Source organism: Priestia sp. SIMBA_032, assembly GCF_046535215.1.
Lineage (GTDB): Bacteria > Bacillota > Bacilli > Bacillales > Bacillaceae_H > Priestia > Priestia aryabhattai.
The window spans coordinates 457,765-473,926 of the sequence record NZ_JAWRXD010000003.1 but is presented as its reverse complement, the minus strand read 5'-3'; the positions used below and the strand labels follow the sequence as shown (position 1 = coordinate 473,926).

At 39.3% G+C, this 16,162-nt stretch carries 15 protein-coding genes, 1 other RNA gene and 1 riboswitch; of the genes, 10 read left to right on the top strand and 6 right to left on the bottom strand.

Translation table 11 applies throughout. From position 1 onward, the window contains the following. Positions 1–30 precede the first annotated feature (30 nt). From SB717_RS12580 to thiE, 5 genes are all read left to right on the top strand, one after another. Positions 31–495, top strand: a complete 465-nt coding sequence (locus SB717_RS12580) for a GNAT family N-acetyltransferase (RefSeq protein WP_074681527.1) — start codon at positions 31–33, stop codon at positions 493–495. A gap of 261 nt (positions 496–756) precedes the next feature. Then, a complete protein-coding gene (locus SB717_RS12575; protein ID WP_410903836.1) occupies positions 757–1,356 on the top strand; it encodes a TetR/AcrR family transcriptional regulator in 600 nt (199 codons plus the stop codon). A 96-nt stretch (positions 1,357–1,452) separates the two neighbouring features. Beyond that, positions 1,453–2,670, top strand: a complete 1,218-nt coding sequence (locus tag SB717_RS12570; RefSeq protein WP_410903835.1) for an MFS transporter — start codon at positions 1,453–1,455, stop codon at positions 2,668–2,670. Positions 2,671–2,862: 192 nt separating this feature from the next. Beyond that, positions 2,863–2,971: riboswitch (TPP riboswitch) on the top strand. 74 nt (positions 2,972–3,045) lie between these two features. After that, the gene (gene thiM, locus SB717_RS12565; protein ID WP_410903834.1) at positions 3,046–3,852 is read left to right on the top strand and encodes a hydroxyethylthiazole kinase; all 807 of its coding nucleotides are present in this window, start codon (positions 3,046–3,048) and stop codon (positions 3,850–3,852) included. 13 nt (positions 3,853–3,865) lie between these two features. Continuing rightward, on the top strand, positions 3,866–4,510 hold the full coding sequence (gene thiE / locus SB717_RS12560; protein WP_029715064.1) for a thiamine phosphate synthase: 645 nt from the start codon (positions 3,866–3,868) through the stop codon (positions 4,508–4,510). A 29-nt stretch (positions 4,511–4,539) separates the two neighbouring features. Here the strand turns inward: thiE and SB717_RS12555 are convergent, their stop codons facing one another. The 3 genes from SB717_RS12555 to SB717_RS12545 form a co-directional block, all read right to left on the bottom strand. Continuing rightward, positions 4,540–4,968, bottom strand: a complete 429-nt coding sequence (locus SB717_RS12555; protein WP_410903833.1) for a pyridoxamine 5'-phosphate oxidase family protein — start codon at positions 4,966–4,968, stop codon at positions 4,540–4,542. A 148-nt stretch (positions 4,969–5,116) separates the two neighbouring features. Beyond that, positions 5,117–5,294: non-coding RNA, 6S RNA (gene ssrS, locus SB717_RS12550), on the bottom strand. A 109-nt stretch (positions 5,295–5,403) separates the two neighbouring features. After that, positions 5,404–6,024 (bottom strand): hypothetical protein, encoded by a 621-nt coding sequence (locus SB717_RS12545; RefSeq protein WP_410903832.1) that lies wholly within the window; start codon positions 6,022–6,024, stop codon positions 5,404–5,406. 153 nt (positions 6,025–6,177) lie between these two features. On the opposite strand from SB717_RS12545, the gene SB717_RS12540 reads away from it, so the two are divergent. Beyond that, positions 6,178–6,630 carry a helix-turn-helix transcriptional regulator gene (locus SB717_RS12540; protein ID WP_074681519.1) on the top strand — a complete coding sequence of 151 codons (453 nt, stop codon included), beginning with the start codon at positions 6,178–6,180 and terminating at the stop codon, positions 6,628–6,630. A gap of 32 nt (positions 6,631–6,662) precedes the next feature. On the opposite strand, the gene SB717_RS12535 is transcribed toward SB717_RS12540, so the two are convergent. Continuing rightward, a complete protein-coding gene (locus SB717_RS12535; RefSeq protein ID WP_410903831.1) occupies positions 6,663–7,853 on the bottom strand; it encodes an anti-sigma factor in 1,191 nt (396 codons plus the stop codon). Further along, the gene (locus tag SB717_RS12530; protein ID WP_013056868.1) at positions 7,850–8,344 is read right to left on the bottom strand and encodes an RNA polymerase sigma factor; all 495 of its coding nucleotides are present in this window, start codon (positions 8,342–8,344) and stop codon (positions 7,850–7,852) included. Before SB717_RS12530 ends, SB717_RS12535 begins: the two co-directional genes overlap by 4 nt. Before the next feature lie 422 nt (positions 8,345–8,766). Between SB717_RS12530 and SB717_RS12525 the strand changes: the two genes are divergently transcribed. From SB717_RS12525 to SB717_RS12510, 4 genes are all read left to right on the top strand, one after another. Then, positions 8,767–8,997, top strand: coding sequence for a YkvS family protein (locus SB717_RS12525; RefSeq protein WP_013056869.1), 231 nt, complete (start codon positions 8,767–8,769; stop codon positions 8,995–8,997). Positions 8,998–9,153: 156 nt separating this feature from the next. Further along, entirely contained in the window at positions 9,154–10,044 is an 891-nt protein-coding gene (locus SB717_RS12520; RefSeq protein ID WP_014460283.1) for an ATP-binding protein, read from the top strand. An 11-nt stretch (positions 10,045–10,055) separates the two neighbouring features. Further along, positions 10,056–11,972 carry a vWA domain-containing protein gene (locus SB717_RS12515; protein ID WP_410903830.1) on the top strand — a complete coding sequence of 639 codons (1,917 nt, stop codon included), beginning with the start codon at positions 10,056–10,058 and terminating at the stop codon, positions 11,970–11,972. Positions 11,973–12,070: 98 nt separating this feature from the next. Continuing rightward, positions 12,071–12,982: an EamA family transporter gene (locus tag SB717_RS12510; RefSeq protein ID WP_029714657.1), complete on the top strand. Its 912-nt coding sequence runs from the start codon at positions 12,071–12,073 to the stop codon at positions 12,980–12,982. 36 nt (positions 12,983–13,018) lie between these two features. On the opposite strand, the gene lacZ is transcribed toward SB717_RS12510, so the two are convergent. Further along, positions 13,019–16,123, bottom strand: a complete 3,105-nt coding sequence (gene lacZ, locus SB717_RS12505; RefSeq protein WP_410903829.1) for a beta-galactosidase, LacZ type — start codon at positions 16,121–16,123, stop codon at positions 13,019–13,021. Positions 16,124–16,162 lie beyond the last annotated feature (39 nt).

Below are 16,162 nucleotides of genomic sequence, written 5' to 3'. Positions count from 1 at the left end.
CCACCCCTTAGTAGCAGGAAGGAAGAGAAGATGATTACAATAAAAAGAGACCATTTAACGAAAGATGAAGTTATTGAACTAGTAAGTTCTCACCTTCAAGGAATGAACTTACATTCGCCCCCTGAAAGTATTCATGCTCTAGATATTGAAAGTTTAAAACAGCGTGATATTACGTTTTGGAGCGTGTGGGAAGGAAGTCAGCTAGCAGGGTGCGGGGCTATAAAAGAGCTAGATGAGCATCACGGAGAAATTAAATCGATGCGAACAGCTACCGCCCATTTGCGGAAAGGAATTGCTAGAGAGCTGCTGCAGTACATAATAAATGAAGCAAAAAAACGAGGGTACCGACGCTTAAGCTTAGAAACAGGATCCGCACCCCCTTTTGAACCGGCTAGAAAGCTATACGCCAGTTTTGGATTTTACGAGTGCGACCCGTTTTCCACCTACAAAGAAGATCCATACAGTGTATTTATGACAAAGAAATTGAATGATTAAAAGACGGGAAAGAAGGCGCAGATGATTTTTGTATTTGTATGCAAACAGTAGGGACAAGCAGCTGTCATTTATCCTGTTAGCAAGTAAGCTTTTTAGGCAAAGCTTTTTTAAAAGGCTTTGTTTTGGTCATGATTCATATAAAAAGGTATAAACTAGGTTTTCTCACTAGACAAAAAGGTTTTTCCTATGTAGTATAGGTGTCAGATAATACAAAACGAATGTTCAGTATAAATAATTAATGTACGGGGCGGTGGAAATAGCTTGAATAAAAAAAAGCTTCAAAGTGAACAAACCAAAAGAAAAGTGGCAGATGCCGCTAAGGCATTGTTTTCTCAAAAAGGCTATAAAGCTACATCTATTGAGGAAATTGTAGAAGCTACGGGAAGCAGTAAAGGGAATATTTATTATCACTTTAAAAGTAAAGAAGGGCTTTTTCTTTATTTAATAGACGAATGGGATCTTGAGTGGGAACGAAACTGGAGAGAAAGAGAGTCTCTTTACAAAACAACAAGAGATAAGCTTTTTGGAATAGCGGAGCAAATCATTTTAGATGATTTGAATCATCCTCTTACGAAAGCTGCCGATGAGTTTTTTAACAACGAAGAAAAGGGCAGCGACATCGAAGAGCGAATTGATGAGATGGTGAAACGACACGTGGAGTTTAACCGCGAACTTTTGCAACAAGGCATCGATGAAGGCGAGTTTTCTCATAAAAATGCAGAGCAGCTTGCAGTGGTTTTAGAAGGGCTGTTTGTTGGAATGAGCCGCATGTCTCGAAAAATGAGTACGGAAAATGCCCTGCAGCTTTACCGTTCCGCAATCGATGTATTTTTAAACGGAATTATAGCAAGGTCTTCTTAAATAATCGGGGATGCTTATTGCGGTAATGAGTAATCCCTCATTATTTTGTGTTTTTATAGACCGAACGTTCAGTATTTTTGTAACCAGGAGGTTTATATGTCATTATTGTTAAGAAATCGAGCGGCGATTTTGCTGCTCATGCTAAATATCTTTATTATCTTTACGGGAATCGGTCTCGTTATTCCAATTATGCCAACATATATGACGGAGCTTCATATCAACGGCAGCGTGATGGGGCTTTTAGTAGCGGTGTTTTCACTAACTCAATTTCTGTTTTCACCTTTAGCGGGGCGGTTATCAGATTCATTAGGAAGAAAGAAAATTATTGTAGCGGGAATGATTGTTTTTGCCTTGTCTGAATGGTTCTTTGGTTCAGTGAGTATACCTCTTTTATTATTTGTATCCAGAATGCTAGGCGGGGTCGGGGCCGCGCTTATTATGCCTGCTGTTATGGCCTATACAGCGGACGTGACGTCTGCTAAAGAACGCGCTAAAGGAATGGGCTATGTGACGGCGGCGATTACAACAGGATTTATTATCGGGCCCGGTATCGGAGGCTTTTTAGCTGAATACGGTATGCGCGTACCGTTTTATATGGCCGCAGTAGCAGGAGGCTTGGCTGCAGTGATTACGCTTTTTGTTTTGCCAGAGTCTCGTCCTGTACAAAATCATGCTGTTTCAAATAATGAGAATCCAAAAGAAGATCGGCTGCTGCTGCAGCTTATGAATTCCTATAAAGAACCTTATTTTTTAAGTTTAATTATCGTTTTTGTGACATCGTTTGGATTATCCAATTATGAAACGATCTTTTCACTATTTGTGGATCATAAATTTAGCTTTACGCCAAAAGATATTGCGTTTGTTATTACGTTTGGCTCTATTGCAGGGGCTGTAGTGCAGGTTACGATTTTTGGCTGGATTTTAAATAAGTTTGGTGAAAAAAGAGTGATTTCGTTTTGCTTGATGATGACGGGACTTTTTATTTTACTTACGCTATTTGTGCACACGTACTGGCTTATTATTGTTGTGACATTTATCGTCTTTTTAGCAACAGATATTTTACGTCCGGCAATCAGCACGCAAATGTCGATGATGGCACAAGACGACCAAGGGTATGTAGCCGGACTAAACTCTGCTTATACAAGTCTGGGGAATATTATGGGACCCGTTGTAGCAGGCTTTCTCTTTGATATAAACATTAATTATCCGTACGTATCAGCTGCACTTGTACTGCTGCTTTGTTTTCTTTTATCTTTAAGAGCAGGGAAGGACCGAAAAGCAGCTGTGAGAAATCAAGCGATTCAAGAGAAATAACGAAAAGGAAAAAATGATAGAATTTTTAAGGGATAGAAGACCTCCAGTAGCTTACTGGAGATCTTTTACTGCTGCTTTTAGTAAAGCTATAAGATTTACAATACCACTCAGCCTATAGTGAAGCTTTATTTTATCGGCAAAACAGTGAAATGGTTGCAAATAAAAAAAGTTAATAGTAAACTTTAAACGTAACAAGAATAGTATGGGAGCTTGCGCGGGGCAGGCTGAGAGTACAGGGGCGCCTGTTGACCATTTGAACCTGTTGGATAATGCCAGCGCAGGGAATGTGAGTACATACCAAAGCACCTTGCATGCGCAAAGTGCTTTTTTGTCTTTTTTTGCAGTGTTAAAACTAAATGAAAAGAGTGAGAGAACATGGATATTAGTAAAATTTCAGCTCAATTAGAAAAAGTAAGAGATACAAGTCCGCTTGTTCATAATATTACGAATGTTGTGGTAACCAATTTTACAGCAAATGGACTGCTTGCTCTAGGAGCGTCACCTGTTATGGCGTATGCGAAGGAAGAAGTGGCTGACATGGCTCGAATCGCCGGAGCGCTTGTCTTAAATATGGGTACACTGACGGCTCAAGAAGTAGAAGCGATGAGAATAGCAGGAAAATCAGCAAATGAAAACGGCGTGCCGATTATTTTCGATCCTGTAGGAGCGGGAGCGACACCTTTTCGTACAGAAGTAGCACGTCAGCTTGTAGAAGAATTAAATATTGCCGTGATTCGCGGTAACGCTGCTGAAGTTGCGAACGTAGTAGGCGAGTCATGGCTCATTAAAGGCGTTGATTCATTAGAAGGGCAAGGAGACGTCATTGAACTTGCTGAGAAAGCAGCGAACAAATTAGATACAGTGATTGTTATTACGGGTAAACAAGATGTAATCACGGATGGAAACACAACGTATACAGTAGACAACGGCCACCCGTTATTTACGAAAGTGACGGGTACTGGATGTCTGTTAACATCAATTATAGGAGCTTTCGCTGCTGTAGAAAAAGAATATGTCGAGGCAAGCGTTGCTGCTTTAAGTTTTTACGGAGTGGCAGGTGAAATCGCCGCAGCGAAAAAAAGTGAAGAAGGGCCGGGGAGCTTTCAAATTGAGCTGTTAAATCAGCTTCATCTTTTATCTGGGCAGGATATTGAATCATATGCAAGAGTACATCAACGTTAAAAGGAGCCGGAAAATGACAAACGAAGAAATCAAAAAGCTGCTGCAAGTTTATTTTATAATGGGCAGCAATAACTGTACAAAAGATCCGAAAGAAGTGTTGAAAGAAGCAATTGAAGGCGGCGTTACCGTGTTTCAATTTCGTGAAAAAGGCGAAGGTGCCCTAACAGGAGAAGCGAAATATCAGCTGGCGAAGGAACTTCAGCAAATTTGTCAGCAGCACAACGTTCCTTTTGTTGTGAATGATGATCTTGACTTAGCGATTCGTTTACAAGCAGATGGCGTTCATATTGGACAAGAAGATGAAAAAGCTCATATTGTTCGAGAAAAAATAGGAAAAGGAATTGTGGGGGTCTCTGTTCATAATATACAAGAGCTGCAGCAAGCGATAAAAGACGGGGCGGATTATGTAGGAATGGGACCGGTTTTTCCTACTTCTACAAAAAAAGACGCAAAAGCAGTGCAAGGTACAAAATTAATTGAAGAAGTGCGAAACCAGAATATTGACTTTCCAATTGTAGGAATCGGTGGCATCACGCCTGAAAATGCCAAACAAGTAGTAGAAGCAGGTGCAGATGGCGTTTCTATTATTACCGCGATTAGCTTAGCAGCGTCTCCAAAAGAAAAAGCAGCTCAATTGAAAGAAGCGGTAGGAAAATAAAAAAAAGCGCACAGTGTGCGCTTTTTTTATTATAGCTGAACAGTTTGAGGAGTTTCTTCGCCTTCATTCATAAAGCGAATTTCGTTTGGCGTAATTTCCAGAACAACATACTCAGGGTCATTTGGACCGTCAAACCATTCTTTCATGTGATCGTTCCATATACGTTCTTTTAATTGATCACCAGTACGAAGAACAGCTGTCCCAGATAATTCTAAGTATTGATCGCCATATCCTTCGCCGCTGTAGCCCAATAGTACGTGTACGTTCGGATTGGCTTCGATTTCTTCTGCCTTATGTGTATTGATATTTGTTGGTGTGTAAAGAGCGATACCATCTTCATCGCTGAAAAATGTCATATAGCGAGAGTGGGGTTTGTTGCTTACAACTGTGGCTAATGTTCCTACACGATTTCCTTCTAATACTTCATTTACTTTTTTAGCAATTTTTTGTTCATTCATTTTATCCATCTCCTTTATTACTTTTTATGTTCCTCAATCGAAGATAAATAAAACATACATGTCTAAAAAAAATATAAGTTAACAATAAAATAATTATGTAAACTAATAAATTGAAAAATAAAAAAAAGCTAGCTACAGCTAACTAAAAAATAACCCCGCACTGCCGTAACCCTAAGTGTCTTAAATACCCAGATCTACTAGGTGGGTGCTCTCATAGCCGGGTTTAGCGTCCCAAGAAGGGCGTGCTATCTGCAGCTAAATTTTGAGCTCCCTTTTAACACTCAAAGGTTTAAGACAACATGAGTATACGCACAGCGCAGGTATGTATAACAAATGTAAATAAGATGCCGATATATAAATGTTTTCTAATTAATCAACTTTTATCGTACAAGAAATGATTATAACGGAATAATGAATGGAACGCAAGACTTTTATTTAAAGTTTTTCTTCTCTAATATGTTGGCGGTTATCCAGTAACAAAATAAGAAAAGGGCCGGCAACTGGAATGAAACATAAAAGAAGGTAAGGCCGGGATGCTATCCTTTCTTTTGTCATAACGGAGTAAGAAAGCCACGTTAAAACAAAAAAATCAGCGGTCATCACGCTAACAAGCTGTGACTGCATAAAAGCATCTCCATAAGCTTTTATTGAACCTACGGATAGTCCGTATACGTAACCTGCAATCGTGAGTGCTAAGCATAGTCCAATCCATAAACGAGAAGAAATGATGGCAATGAAACGTGAAGGAATACGCGAACGAGTTCGAACTTTTTGTTCTTTCCAATGATAATAGAACAAAAGAGAAAAAGCTCCAAGCGCAAATGATGAAAGAGAAAATGGCCATCCAGGCAGTTTGTACGTATCTTTTTTACAGATCATTACCATGAACAATACTGGGAAAAGTCCTAAAAAAGAGAATACCATAACCACGAGCGGATCTACCTGTTGAAAATTTCCTGTAATAAGGTTTTTAAACAGCAAATCATCAGCGGCGCCTGCTCCCGGAGCTAGCAGCAAGGCGTATAGTACCAGCATAGCCCATACAATGATATACATATTCTCAACTCCTTTTAATGGTTTTAGTATACAAAAACCATTTCAGTATATTTCCCCGTCTTGTGATGAAAGGAAACGCTTGAAACTATTCTTTAATTAGGTGTAATATTACACTAAAGAAATGTGCGTGTATAGAAAGAAAGGGCTGTAAAAATGAATAAACAAGAAGTGATTAAATCAGTATCGGATAAAATACGATTAATTCGTTTAGAAAGAAACTATTCACAAGACAGAATGGCCGAAGTCATTGGTATTTCAAAAAAAACATTGGTTCAAATTGAAAAAGGGCGCACGGAAGCAGGGTGGACGACCACTGTTGCAGTATGCGGTTTGTTTCGTGATAGTGAAATCCTTCAATCGGTTTTAGGAGATGTCCCCTTAGAAGTAGTAGAAATCATTGCTCACAATGGCGTATCTTCTCCAAAAGATAAAACGCTCGGTGGAAGAGTATGGTGGAAAGAGATTCAAAGAGAAGGTTCTTTTCGTCTGCAGCAAAATATGATTAGTCAGCACTATCGTATTTTAGATGACCAAGACTATCGATGGTTTAGTTCATTTGATAAAAGCGAAGCTGTAGAAAGGTTTGAAGAATTAACGAAGAAATAAAATAAAAACAAGCACTTGCTTTCAAGTGCTTGTTACTGATTCATTAACGTGCCGGATGAAGGGCGGTTGAACCAATTCCATAGTTCTACATCTCCAAGTGACGCATAGGTGATAGATGGATCATTTTTAAATTTCAGAAGCTTTTTGGTAGGTCCTGTAATCACAACACCGTACACACCGACGCCATGTTTCTTTACATAAGAATATCGCTGCTTTAGCAACAAATCGGAATGGTCTAGCTGACGAACTTTTTGGACCGTTTCTTCATTATCGGCTAATAGTTTCATCATATTTAAAACGTTCGACTTGCTAGTAGAGTGCGTTTGATTTCCTTTGTGCTCGTAAGGCAAGTCTAAAAACTCTGGAAAGCCAAATGTTGATGTTAAGTCAATTAATGGCTCCTCTTTTGTGCTTGTTTTTTGTTCGTTCCCTGTATTAAGCGCGTACCAAGAGGTAGAAAAATCACGGCTGTCGATGGCGTTCATTTTTTGCTGAACTTCTTTTAGCGAATACGTATCATCAAAAGAAATAGCCACTTCGCTTACCGTTCCTTTTGGCAGATTTTCTAATGCATTCCATGTTTCGTTCGTCCATTCTCTATACTCTTGTGCATGCTGCTTTAATTTTTTTGAATCAGGATAGACAAAGGAAAGGTTAAGATCGTATTTACCGCCGGAAAATTCTTTTTCTACTTCGCTCGTTTTATCAAACAGCTGATGAAATGTAAACGTCCCAATGGCCTGCTCTTCACGTCCAATTTGCTTATAAGCTTCCATTTGCGACTGCATTCGGAAAAAGGACTGTGTATCAGAAGTGGTTTCACGTATATGAACGTTCGGAAAAGCAGATTCGATAGCCGCTTGATTGACGCTGTTTATGTATTCGGTTTTTGATTGATGATAATATACAATGGATAAAAAGCTGCCGACAACCCATAGCAGAACGACAGAGCTAATGACAGTTGTCACATTTGAAAGGCGCTGCTTCCATTTGGCCATATAAATGGACTTTTTAATTTTTTTATTATCCAACATCGTATCGTCACTTAGGGAAGTAGTTGATGGAGTTGGCGATAACGGTTCATCTTCGGTTAGCAAGTGCTCTAAATGAGCTGAGCATGCTTCACAATTTTCCGTATGTTGTTCAAGTGTTTCTGCTTCTTTGTCTGTCAAAGTGCCGTTTTTATATTTTTCCCATTGATGCTTCATATCTTGACAGCTCATCCGTCCTCTTCCTTTCTTTTTTTCAATTGTTGACGACCACGATACAAGTCCATTTTCACTTTTGACAGAGTAAAGCCAGTCATTTCTGCAATCTCTTCATATGTGAAGCCATGATAATCTCGTAACAGTACAATATTCTGCTTAGCGGGAGGCAAAGCAGATACATCGGAAAGCCAGCCGTCGATTTCACTTTGAATCATCACTTGTTCTTCAGCACTTGGCTGAGGAGTAAAGTGCCATTCTTCTATTTCGACAGTAGGGCGTTTTTTTTCTTTTCGATACCAGTCAATAAAGGCGTGATAAGCAATTTTGAACAGCCAAGGCTTCACTTCCTCGCCTTTATACGTTTCTAAGTGTAAAAGTGCCCGGTAAAAGGTCTCCTGCATTAAATCTTCCGCTGATTCTTTTCTGCGAGTAAGAGAGAGAAGATAGCGCAGCAAATCATGCATGTGCTGTTTATAAATGTGTTCAAAGTTATGCTGTTGTGCCATTTTCTCCCCCTTTCATTTAATCAACGCAATTTATGGATAAAAGTTTCGATTTTTTTTATCAAAAATCGTATGTAATAGATAAAAGATGCTTAAAATACGATATATAGCTTATCATACTAAAAAGAAAATCATATGAAATTCGACATAATTCCATGTAATTTGTCATTTTTTTAAAAAACTAAAGGGTAATTGGTGTTCGAAGGAAACAGAAAATGTTATGATAGAACAAGGATGTGCTCTTACAAAAAACAGCTACATACATAATAAAAAATACAGCGTTTGTTTGCAAAATGAAAATGGACAAACACATGGTGTTTAACCATGGATGTTTGTGGGAAAATAAACTAAGTATTTTCAACAAAAAGTAAATTAAATTGTGTTTTCACTTATAAAAAACACGGTAAATTGGAAAAGGTGGGGTCATGATGGACGTAGAAAATACACAAGGTACAGAAGAACAAGCACCTAAAGTCAAAGCGGCTAAAGTTGGCGATACGATTCAGCCTAAAAAAGGCGACTATAAAGGATTTAAAGGAATTGTTATGGTAGTGCGAGACAATTCGGTTATCGTCGATTTTGGGAAAGATGCTGAAACGGGCGAATCCATGAAAACAGTCGTTAATCATAAAAACTATAAAATCGTAAAAAAGTAGGTGAATAACCTACTTTTTTTTACTGAATATATGTGTAAAGACGGCGATTTTTCTATCGGAAACCTGAGAAAAACGCATAGGTAAAGCAATTCTTTGAGAAGAAGAATGTTTTTTAGTAAACTATAGAAAGTATGCAGAAAGAAAGGATTTTTTGTTATGTCAATTCAATTATCACAATTATCATTACCAAAAGAGGTTCTTTCGCTTTTAGCGAATCGTAAATATGAAAATCTGTCTCATGCTGATCAGCTATTAATCGGAAAAGGAGGCTATACAGCAGAAGAAGCAGATATTTTAGAAGATGCCATTATTGCCTTGTCACTAGGGAAAAACGTACTTTTAAAAGGGCCGACAGGTTCAGGTAAAACCAAGCTTGCTGAAACGCTGTCGCATTTATTTTCTCAGCCGATGCATAGCGTTAACTGCTCGGTTGATTTAGATGCAGAAGCGCTGCTTGGCTTTAAAACAATTTCTGAACAAGAAGGTAAAACAGGTATCGAGTTTGTAGAAGGACCTGTTATTCAGGCAATGAAAAAAGGCCATTTATTATATATTGATGAAATTAACATGGCGAAACCTGAAACGCTTCCTATTTTAAACGGGGTACTTGACTACCGGAAAATGATTACAAACCCATTCACTGGAGATGTAGTGCGCGGTCAGCAAACATTCGGCGTAGTAGCGGCTATTAACGAAGGGTACGTTGGCACTGTTCCATTAAACGAAGCATTAAAAAATCGTTTTGTTGTCATTGAAGTGCCATATATTCAAGGGAGCAGCTTAAAGCAAGTTCTAATGTCTCAGTCTCAGTTAAAAGACGAAAAGTTAATTGATAAATTTGTCACGCTCTCTGCAGATTTAATTACTCAAGTTCAAAGCGGCCATGTATCAGAAGAAGCTGCGTCTATTCGTGCGCTTATTGATACGTGTGATTTAGCTCTTTATATGCCGCCTCTTCGCGCGATTAAACGCGGTATTATTGAAAAGCTAGAAGATGAAAGGGAAAAAGCCGCCATTCAAAATATTGCTGAAACATTATTTGAGTAAGGAGTGGCGCTATGCGATTTATTAAATTTAACGACAAAAATGTAGATTCCTTTCTCTATATGGAGCTGGCAGATTTAACGAAAACATTAACAAAAAATGATGAAATTGAAGTAGAGTATCGCGTTTCTTCTTATTATGATCCTGTACACGGCATTATTTATCTCAGTCACTTTTGGGATAACCGTCCAGAAGAAGACAAAGTGTACGGCTTAAAAAGTGATGTATTTTTAAGAAGTATTGGAAGCTATAAGCATTCAAACTTCAAAGAAATTAATGCATATTTAAAGAAAATAAATAAAACGTCGGTACCTGGCTTAGCTAAGCAGCTGTTTATGCTGTTTGAAGATATTCGTTTAGAAGAAGTATGCAAACGCGAACGTCCTGGAACGAAAAAAGCCTTCGCAGTCAGAAGAAATCTCTACAGAAAATATTTTGCTACACAAATGAGCGCAAATTTAACAAAAAGCGTGTATACGGATGCACTTTTTAACGGCATTTACTTGCTATTGACGGCTGAAAATCCGTTTGAAGAGATTCCTTCAATGAGTGAATCGATTAACTTAGCGATGCCTTTTATTCGCAGACAGCTAACAAATGTATATGAAGCTAAAACGACAAAAGATGTATCGCGCATCTGCCTTGAACTTGTAGATATTTTTGATGATATTATCGAAAAAGATATGCTTAATACTTATTTCTTCTTGGCTGAACTCCAGTATGATCAGTTAGAAGAAGGGGTAACCTTTGAAGATTTAAAACGCAAAGATTCATTAGTTAACGATGATATTTTAGAGCATGAAAAAGACGGAGATGAAGATATTCACGAAGAGAAAATGGAAATGTGGCATCGAGAGACAAGCGAAGCGACGCAAAGTTTTCTGCAGTTTGATATGGATCAAGGTTCAAAAACAGATATGCTAGGCGATGGTGTTCGTGAAGGCGACGACGGAGATCAAGCAATGGGAATGGTGCAAGGATCTTCTCAAAAAACATCGCGGAACGATTACTCTCAAATCGAAGCCATGGAGCAAACGCATCCGGAAAAAGACGGAGAAGCAGATTATGAGTATGGGAAAGAAAATAAGCATGCCTATGCTGTTTTTATAGATTCTAAACTTCCGAACGAAGATCATGTTGTTCAGTATGATGAAAATAAAAAAATCATTGCATCGTATCAAAAGAAATTAAAGCAAATGATTGAAAAAACGCTTGAACATAAAAAAACGCTTCCTAGAAGCGAGCTGCACTTTGGCCGATTAAATAAAAAACTTCTAAAACTATGGACGGATGATAATCCTCGTTTGTTTTATAAAAAAGATGAAGATTCTGCACAAATTGATGCTGTCTTCTCTCTTTTAGTTGACTGTTCCGCATCGATGTACGACAAAATGGATGAAACGAAGCTCGGGATTACGCTATTTCATGAAGCATTAAAATCTGTTATGGTGCCTCATCAAATTGTAGGATTTTGGGAAGATACAAATGATGCTACCGAAACAAGCCAGCCTAACTACCTGCAGACGGTTATGGACTTTCAAGCATCATTAAAGCGTAAAAGCGGTCCTGAAATTATGCAGCTTGAGCCTGAAGAAGACAACCGTGATGGATTTGCCATTCGCCATATGACACGTCGCTTGCTTCAGCGTTCTGAGCAGCAGAAGTTTTTACTTGTGTTTTCAGACGGTGAACCAGCTGCTATGGGATATGAACAAAATGGTATTGTAGATACGCACGAAGCGGTATTAGAAGCACGAAAACATGGAATTGAAGTCATCAACGTCTTTTTATCGAACGGTGAAATTGATGAAGGACAAAAGAAAACCATTCAAAATATGTACGGGAAATATAGTATTCTAGTACCAAACATCGAAGAACTTCCCGATGTGCTATTTCCTTTACTCAAGAAATTACTTCACAAAAGTATTTAAAAAAGTCGAAGCATATTGCTTCGACTTTTTTTGCTATTGACCGTTAAAGAGGAGAGAGGTAAGTTAAATATATATGAAAAAGAGAGAAGGAATGGCAAGTGGAAGGAGTTCAAACATCATCTAAAAGAGCATGGGGGCTGCTGCTTGTAATCATTGGCGCTACGATGTGGGGGGTATCTGGCACGGTAGCACAATATTTATTTCAGCATAAAGGTTTTAACGCAGAGTGGCTAGTCGTCGTCCGTATGCTAGTATCCGGATTGCTGCTTTTGGCAATAGCCTCTAAGCAGCGCAATATTTTTGCGATTTGGAAAACAAAAGAAGAGAGGACTTCGTTGCTTTTGTTTGGTGTAATCGGTATGCTCGGCGTACAGTATACATATTTTGCAGCTATTGAAGCAGGAAACGCTGCTACAGCTACAGTGCTTCAATATACGTCGCCAATATTTATTATTGGCTATTTAGCCCTGCAAGCAAGAAAGTGGCCGGTGAAGGTAGAAATGATTTCTGTTGCGCTCGTCATAACGGGGACATTTTTTCTTGCAACAAGCGGAAATTTTAACGAGCTGTCTATTACAGGATGGGCGTTGTTTTGGGGGATTGGAGCAGCTGTGACGTCTGCTTTTTATACGCTTCAGCCTAAACGCCTTCTTGCAAAATGGAGCTCAGTTGAAGTAGTAGGCTGGGGAATGGTGATAGGCGGTGTAAGTTTTTCATTTATTCATCCGCCGTGGCATATAGCCGGTGAGTGGTCGTTATTGTCGCTGTGTGCGGTGCTATTTGTAATTATCTTCGGAACGCTCATTGCATTTTATTGCTATTTGGAAAGCTTGAAGCATATTAGCGCTTCTGAAGCCATCGTTCTTGCGTCAGCAGAGCCTTTATCAGCAGCGGCGCTCTCTGTTCTATGGCTTCATGTGACCTTTGGATGGACGGAGTGGTTAGGTACAATTCTTATTATCGCTACGGTATTTTTGCTTTCTCAGCGAAAGCCGGAGGTGACATCATAAGTAAAAAGGACTTTCAAATGAAAGTCCTTTTTACTTTTATAGAGGTTTTAGCGTAAACGTGTTTGTATACGAGCGGTTGGCATATAGTGTGTAATCAGGATGTGTTTTAGCTCCCCAGCTGTCGTCTCCGCCAACGCCCATTTGCTTGTAGTTAACCCGAACGATTACTGAATCGCTTGACGGCAATTTGTGAAAATGATCGTAAGCCTCCAGTTCAAAAGGTGAGTAAGGTAAAGCATTCAGCTCGACTGTTGGCAAACCTTTTAGTAAAAAGCCGCGTCCTTGATCGTTTGTAATAGTTGCCCATCTAACATCTGTTTTGTTTCCGCATTCTTGAGGGCGTAAATACGGTGTAACTTGCTCTTTTACACTGCCATTATGAAGGCCAAGCTTAGCTCCAGTTTTACGATCCCAATAATTTTCATGAGGGCCTCTGCCGTACCACGTTAAAGAATCAAAAGCCGCATTCATCGTAAACAGCATGCCGATTTCAGGAATTTCAGGCATTTCCTCAGAAGGTGCTAAAGATTGTTCAATCTTCATTTCACCATCGTTATATAGCGTATACGTTACATAGCAAGAAGCAAGAGAGTTATCTAAAGCTAGTTCAACCGAAATGATAACAAAGTCAATTTGCGGCTGAACAGTTACTTTTTGCACATGCTGCTCTAAACTTGCTTGACGCCACGTTTGACATCTTTCATGCAGTTTATTCCCGAGGTCATTATCGGTTACTGCACGCCAAAAATTCGGACGGAAACCCGACGCAAGCAGCTCGGTGTGCTCGTAGGTGTAAGAGATAAACTGTCCTTTTCGCTTGTCAAAAATAGCCGCGAAGTTAGTTCCTGTAACCGTAAGCGTTTGTTCGTTTTGGTCAACTGATAAAGCAGGATAAGCAGCTTTTACTGAAGGTACAGCGGTTTTTGCAGGCAGTACAAACTGTTCGTACGCCACTTCATATCCAGCTGAAGCCCAAGCTGTATCTTTGGATAATCTGAGAGAAAGAGTCAAAACAAATTCATCAGTTTCGTTTTCTTGCTCGTAAAGAGGATAAGAAAGCGTCAGTTCGTTTGTACCATCAGGAGCTACATTTAAAAGAGACGCATGTTTTTCAACGAGTTCACCGTTTTTTTCAACCGTCCAAACAAAATCAAAGGCGTTCAAGTTTGTAAACAGGTGTTTGTTTTGAACGGCAAATTTTCTTTTAGAAGCGTCGACTGCTGTCCACTTTACGGGCTGATAGCATTTTTTTACTTCTGCAATTTTGGGGCTAGCTGTCCCATCAGCAAAGATTAAGCCGTTTCCGCAGAAGTTACCGTCGTTAGGCGTATCACCAAAATCTCCGCCGTAAGCTAAGTAAGAAGCACCGTCTTCTGCTGTTGTTTGAAGAGCTTGATCTTTCCAGTCCCATATAAAACCGCCCTGCAAGATTGGATATTGATCGAACAAGTCCCAGTATTTGTACAGATTTCCGCAAGAATTGCCCATCGCATGACTGTATTCACACAGAATATAAGGTTTTTTTGGATTCATTAATGCATAGCGCTCTACATCTGCTGGCTTAACGTACATCGTGCTTTCTATATTAGAAGCATCATAGTCGCGGTGATGGAAGATTCCTTCATAATGAACAAGTCGAGTGGAATCTTTTTCTTTAAAAAAGGTATACATATGCTGAAAATTTTCTCCGCCAAATGATTCATTGCCAAGCGACCAAATAATGATAGAAGGGTGGTTTTTGTCACGTTCGTACATTGAACGACAGCGATCTAATACGTTTTCTTTCCATTCTGGCTTGCTTCCTGGAACGGCTTTTTGCTCACCTTCTTGTAAATAAGTCCACGTTCCGTGCGTTTCTAAATTGGTTTCGTCAATAACGTACAGTCCGTATTCATCACATAGCTCATACCATACTGAATCGTTAGGATAATGAGATGTACGCACCGCGTTAATATTATGCTGTTTCATCAGCAAAATATCGTGAATCATGTCTTCGCGTGTGATGCCTGCCCGGCCCCTTGCTGAATCAAATTCGTGGCGATTCACTCCTCGAAGTACAATGCGCTTGCCGTTGATTGTCATGAGGCCATTTTTTAGTTCAAACGTACGGAAGCCAACTTTACAGCTTTCTGTTTCGATAATAGAACCAGCAGAATTCTTTAAACTGAGTACAAGAGTATACAAATTAGGACTTTCTGCGCTCCACTTTGCAGGGCTTTTAATGTGCGTACGTAAGGATGCTGTATATTGATCGCTTACACTTACATTTGTTTGCAGCGGAGCTTGTAGTACTTCTTGGCCATTCGCGTCATACAGCATGACTTCAAATGTTAGATCTTGAGTATCGTGCTGAAAGTAATTTAAAATATCAGCTGAAACGCTAAGTTCACCATCTTCGTAGTTGTTATCAAGCGACGAACGAACGCTAAAGTCATAGATGTGAACCGATGGAGTAGAGTAAAGATACACATCTCGGAAGATGCCGCTCATTCGCCAAAAATCTTGGTCTTCAAGCCAGCTTGCGTCACTCCAGCGATATACTTCTACTGCTATCGTATTTTCACCATCTTGAAGGTAAGAAGTTATATCAAATTCAGCTGGAGTAAAGCTGTCTTCGCTGTATCCAACAAACTCACCGTTAACCCATACGTAAAAAGCAGATTCGACGCCTTGGAAGCTGACGTACACCGGCTGATCTTTCCATTCGGATTTAGGTGTAAAAGTACGGACGTACTGACCGACAGGGTTATATTTAGTCGGTGCAAAAGGAGGTTCGAGGTTTTCGTTTTCAACCCAAGGGTACGTCACGTTTGTATATTGAGGATAATCATATCCTTGCAGCTGCCAGTGTGAAGGAACTGAAATAGAGTCCCATTTCTTATATGAAAATTCAGGAGCGAAAAAGTTTTTGACGCGGCCATCTGCATTTTCAGCAAAATGAAAGTACCAGCTTCCATTTAAACTTTGGTAGTAAACAGAAGATTTTCTATCATTTTTTAAGGCCTCTTCGACCGTTTGATAAGGCATTAGTAAAGCGTGTGCTTTCGAACGGTTCAATTGAAAAATTTCAGGGTTGTTATTCCATTCAGGATATCCGTTTGCAGGTGCTGTATAATTAAATTTCTTGCCGGTTTTTAACATGTCGATCCCTCATTTCTAAATTACTAGGTTATTAGTTTA

Excerpts from the sequence above, each read along its gene's own strand:
- SB717_RS12580 (WP_074681527.1), top strand. The coding sequence starts at position 31 with ATGATTACAATAAAAAGAGACCATTTAACGAAAGATGAAGTTATTGAA.
- SB717_RS12570 (WP_410903835.1), top strand. The coding sequence starts at position 1,453 with ATGTCATTATTGTTAAGAAATCGAGCGGCGATTTTGCTGCTCATGCTA.
- thiM (WP_410903834.1), top strand. The coding sequence starts at position 3,046 with ATGGATATTAGTAAAATTTCAGCTCAATTAGAAAAAGTAAGAGATACA.
- thiE (WP_029715064.1), top strand. The coding sequence starts at position 3,866 with ATGACAAACGAAGAAATCAAAAAGCTGCTGCAAGTTTATTTTATAATG.
- SB717_RS12555 (WP_410903833.1), bottom strand. The coding sequence starts at position 4,968 with ATGAATGAACAAAAAATTGCTAAAAAAGTAAATGAAGTATTAGAAGGA.
- SB717_RS12545 (WP_410903832.1), bottom strand. The coding sequence starts at position 6,024 with ATGTATATCATTGTATGGGCTATGCTGGTACTATACGCCTTGCTGCTA.
- SB717_RS12540 (WP_074681519.1), top strand. The coding sequence starts at position 6,178 with ATGAATAAACAAGAAGTGATTAAATCAGTATCGGATAAAATACGATTA.
- SB717_RS12535 (WP_410903831.1), bottom strand. The coding sequence starts at position 7,853 with ATGAGCTGTCAAGATATGAAGCATCAATGGGAAAAATATAAAAACGGC.
- SB717_RS12530 (WP_013056868.1), bottom strand. The coding sequence starts at position 8,344 with ATGGCACAACAGCATAACTTTGAACACATTTATAAACAGCACATGCAT.
- SB717_RS12525 (WP_013056869.1), top strand. The coding sequence starts at position 8,767 with ATGATGGACGTAGAAAATACACAAGGTACAGAAGAACAAGCACCTAAA.
- SB717_RS12520 (WP_014460283.1), top strand. The coding sequence starts at position 9,154 with ATGTCAATTCAATTATCACAATTATCATTACCAAAAGAGGTTCTTTCG.
- SB717_RS12515 (WP_410903830.1), top strand. The coding sequence starts at position 10,056 with ATGCGATTTATTAAATTTAACGACAAAAATGTAGATTCCTTTCTCTAT.
- lacZ (WP_410903829.1), bottom strand. The coding sequence starts at position 16,123 with ATGTTAAAAACCGGCAAGAAATTTAATTATACAGCACCTGCAAACGGA.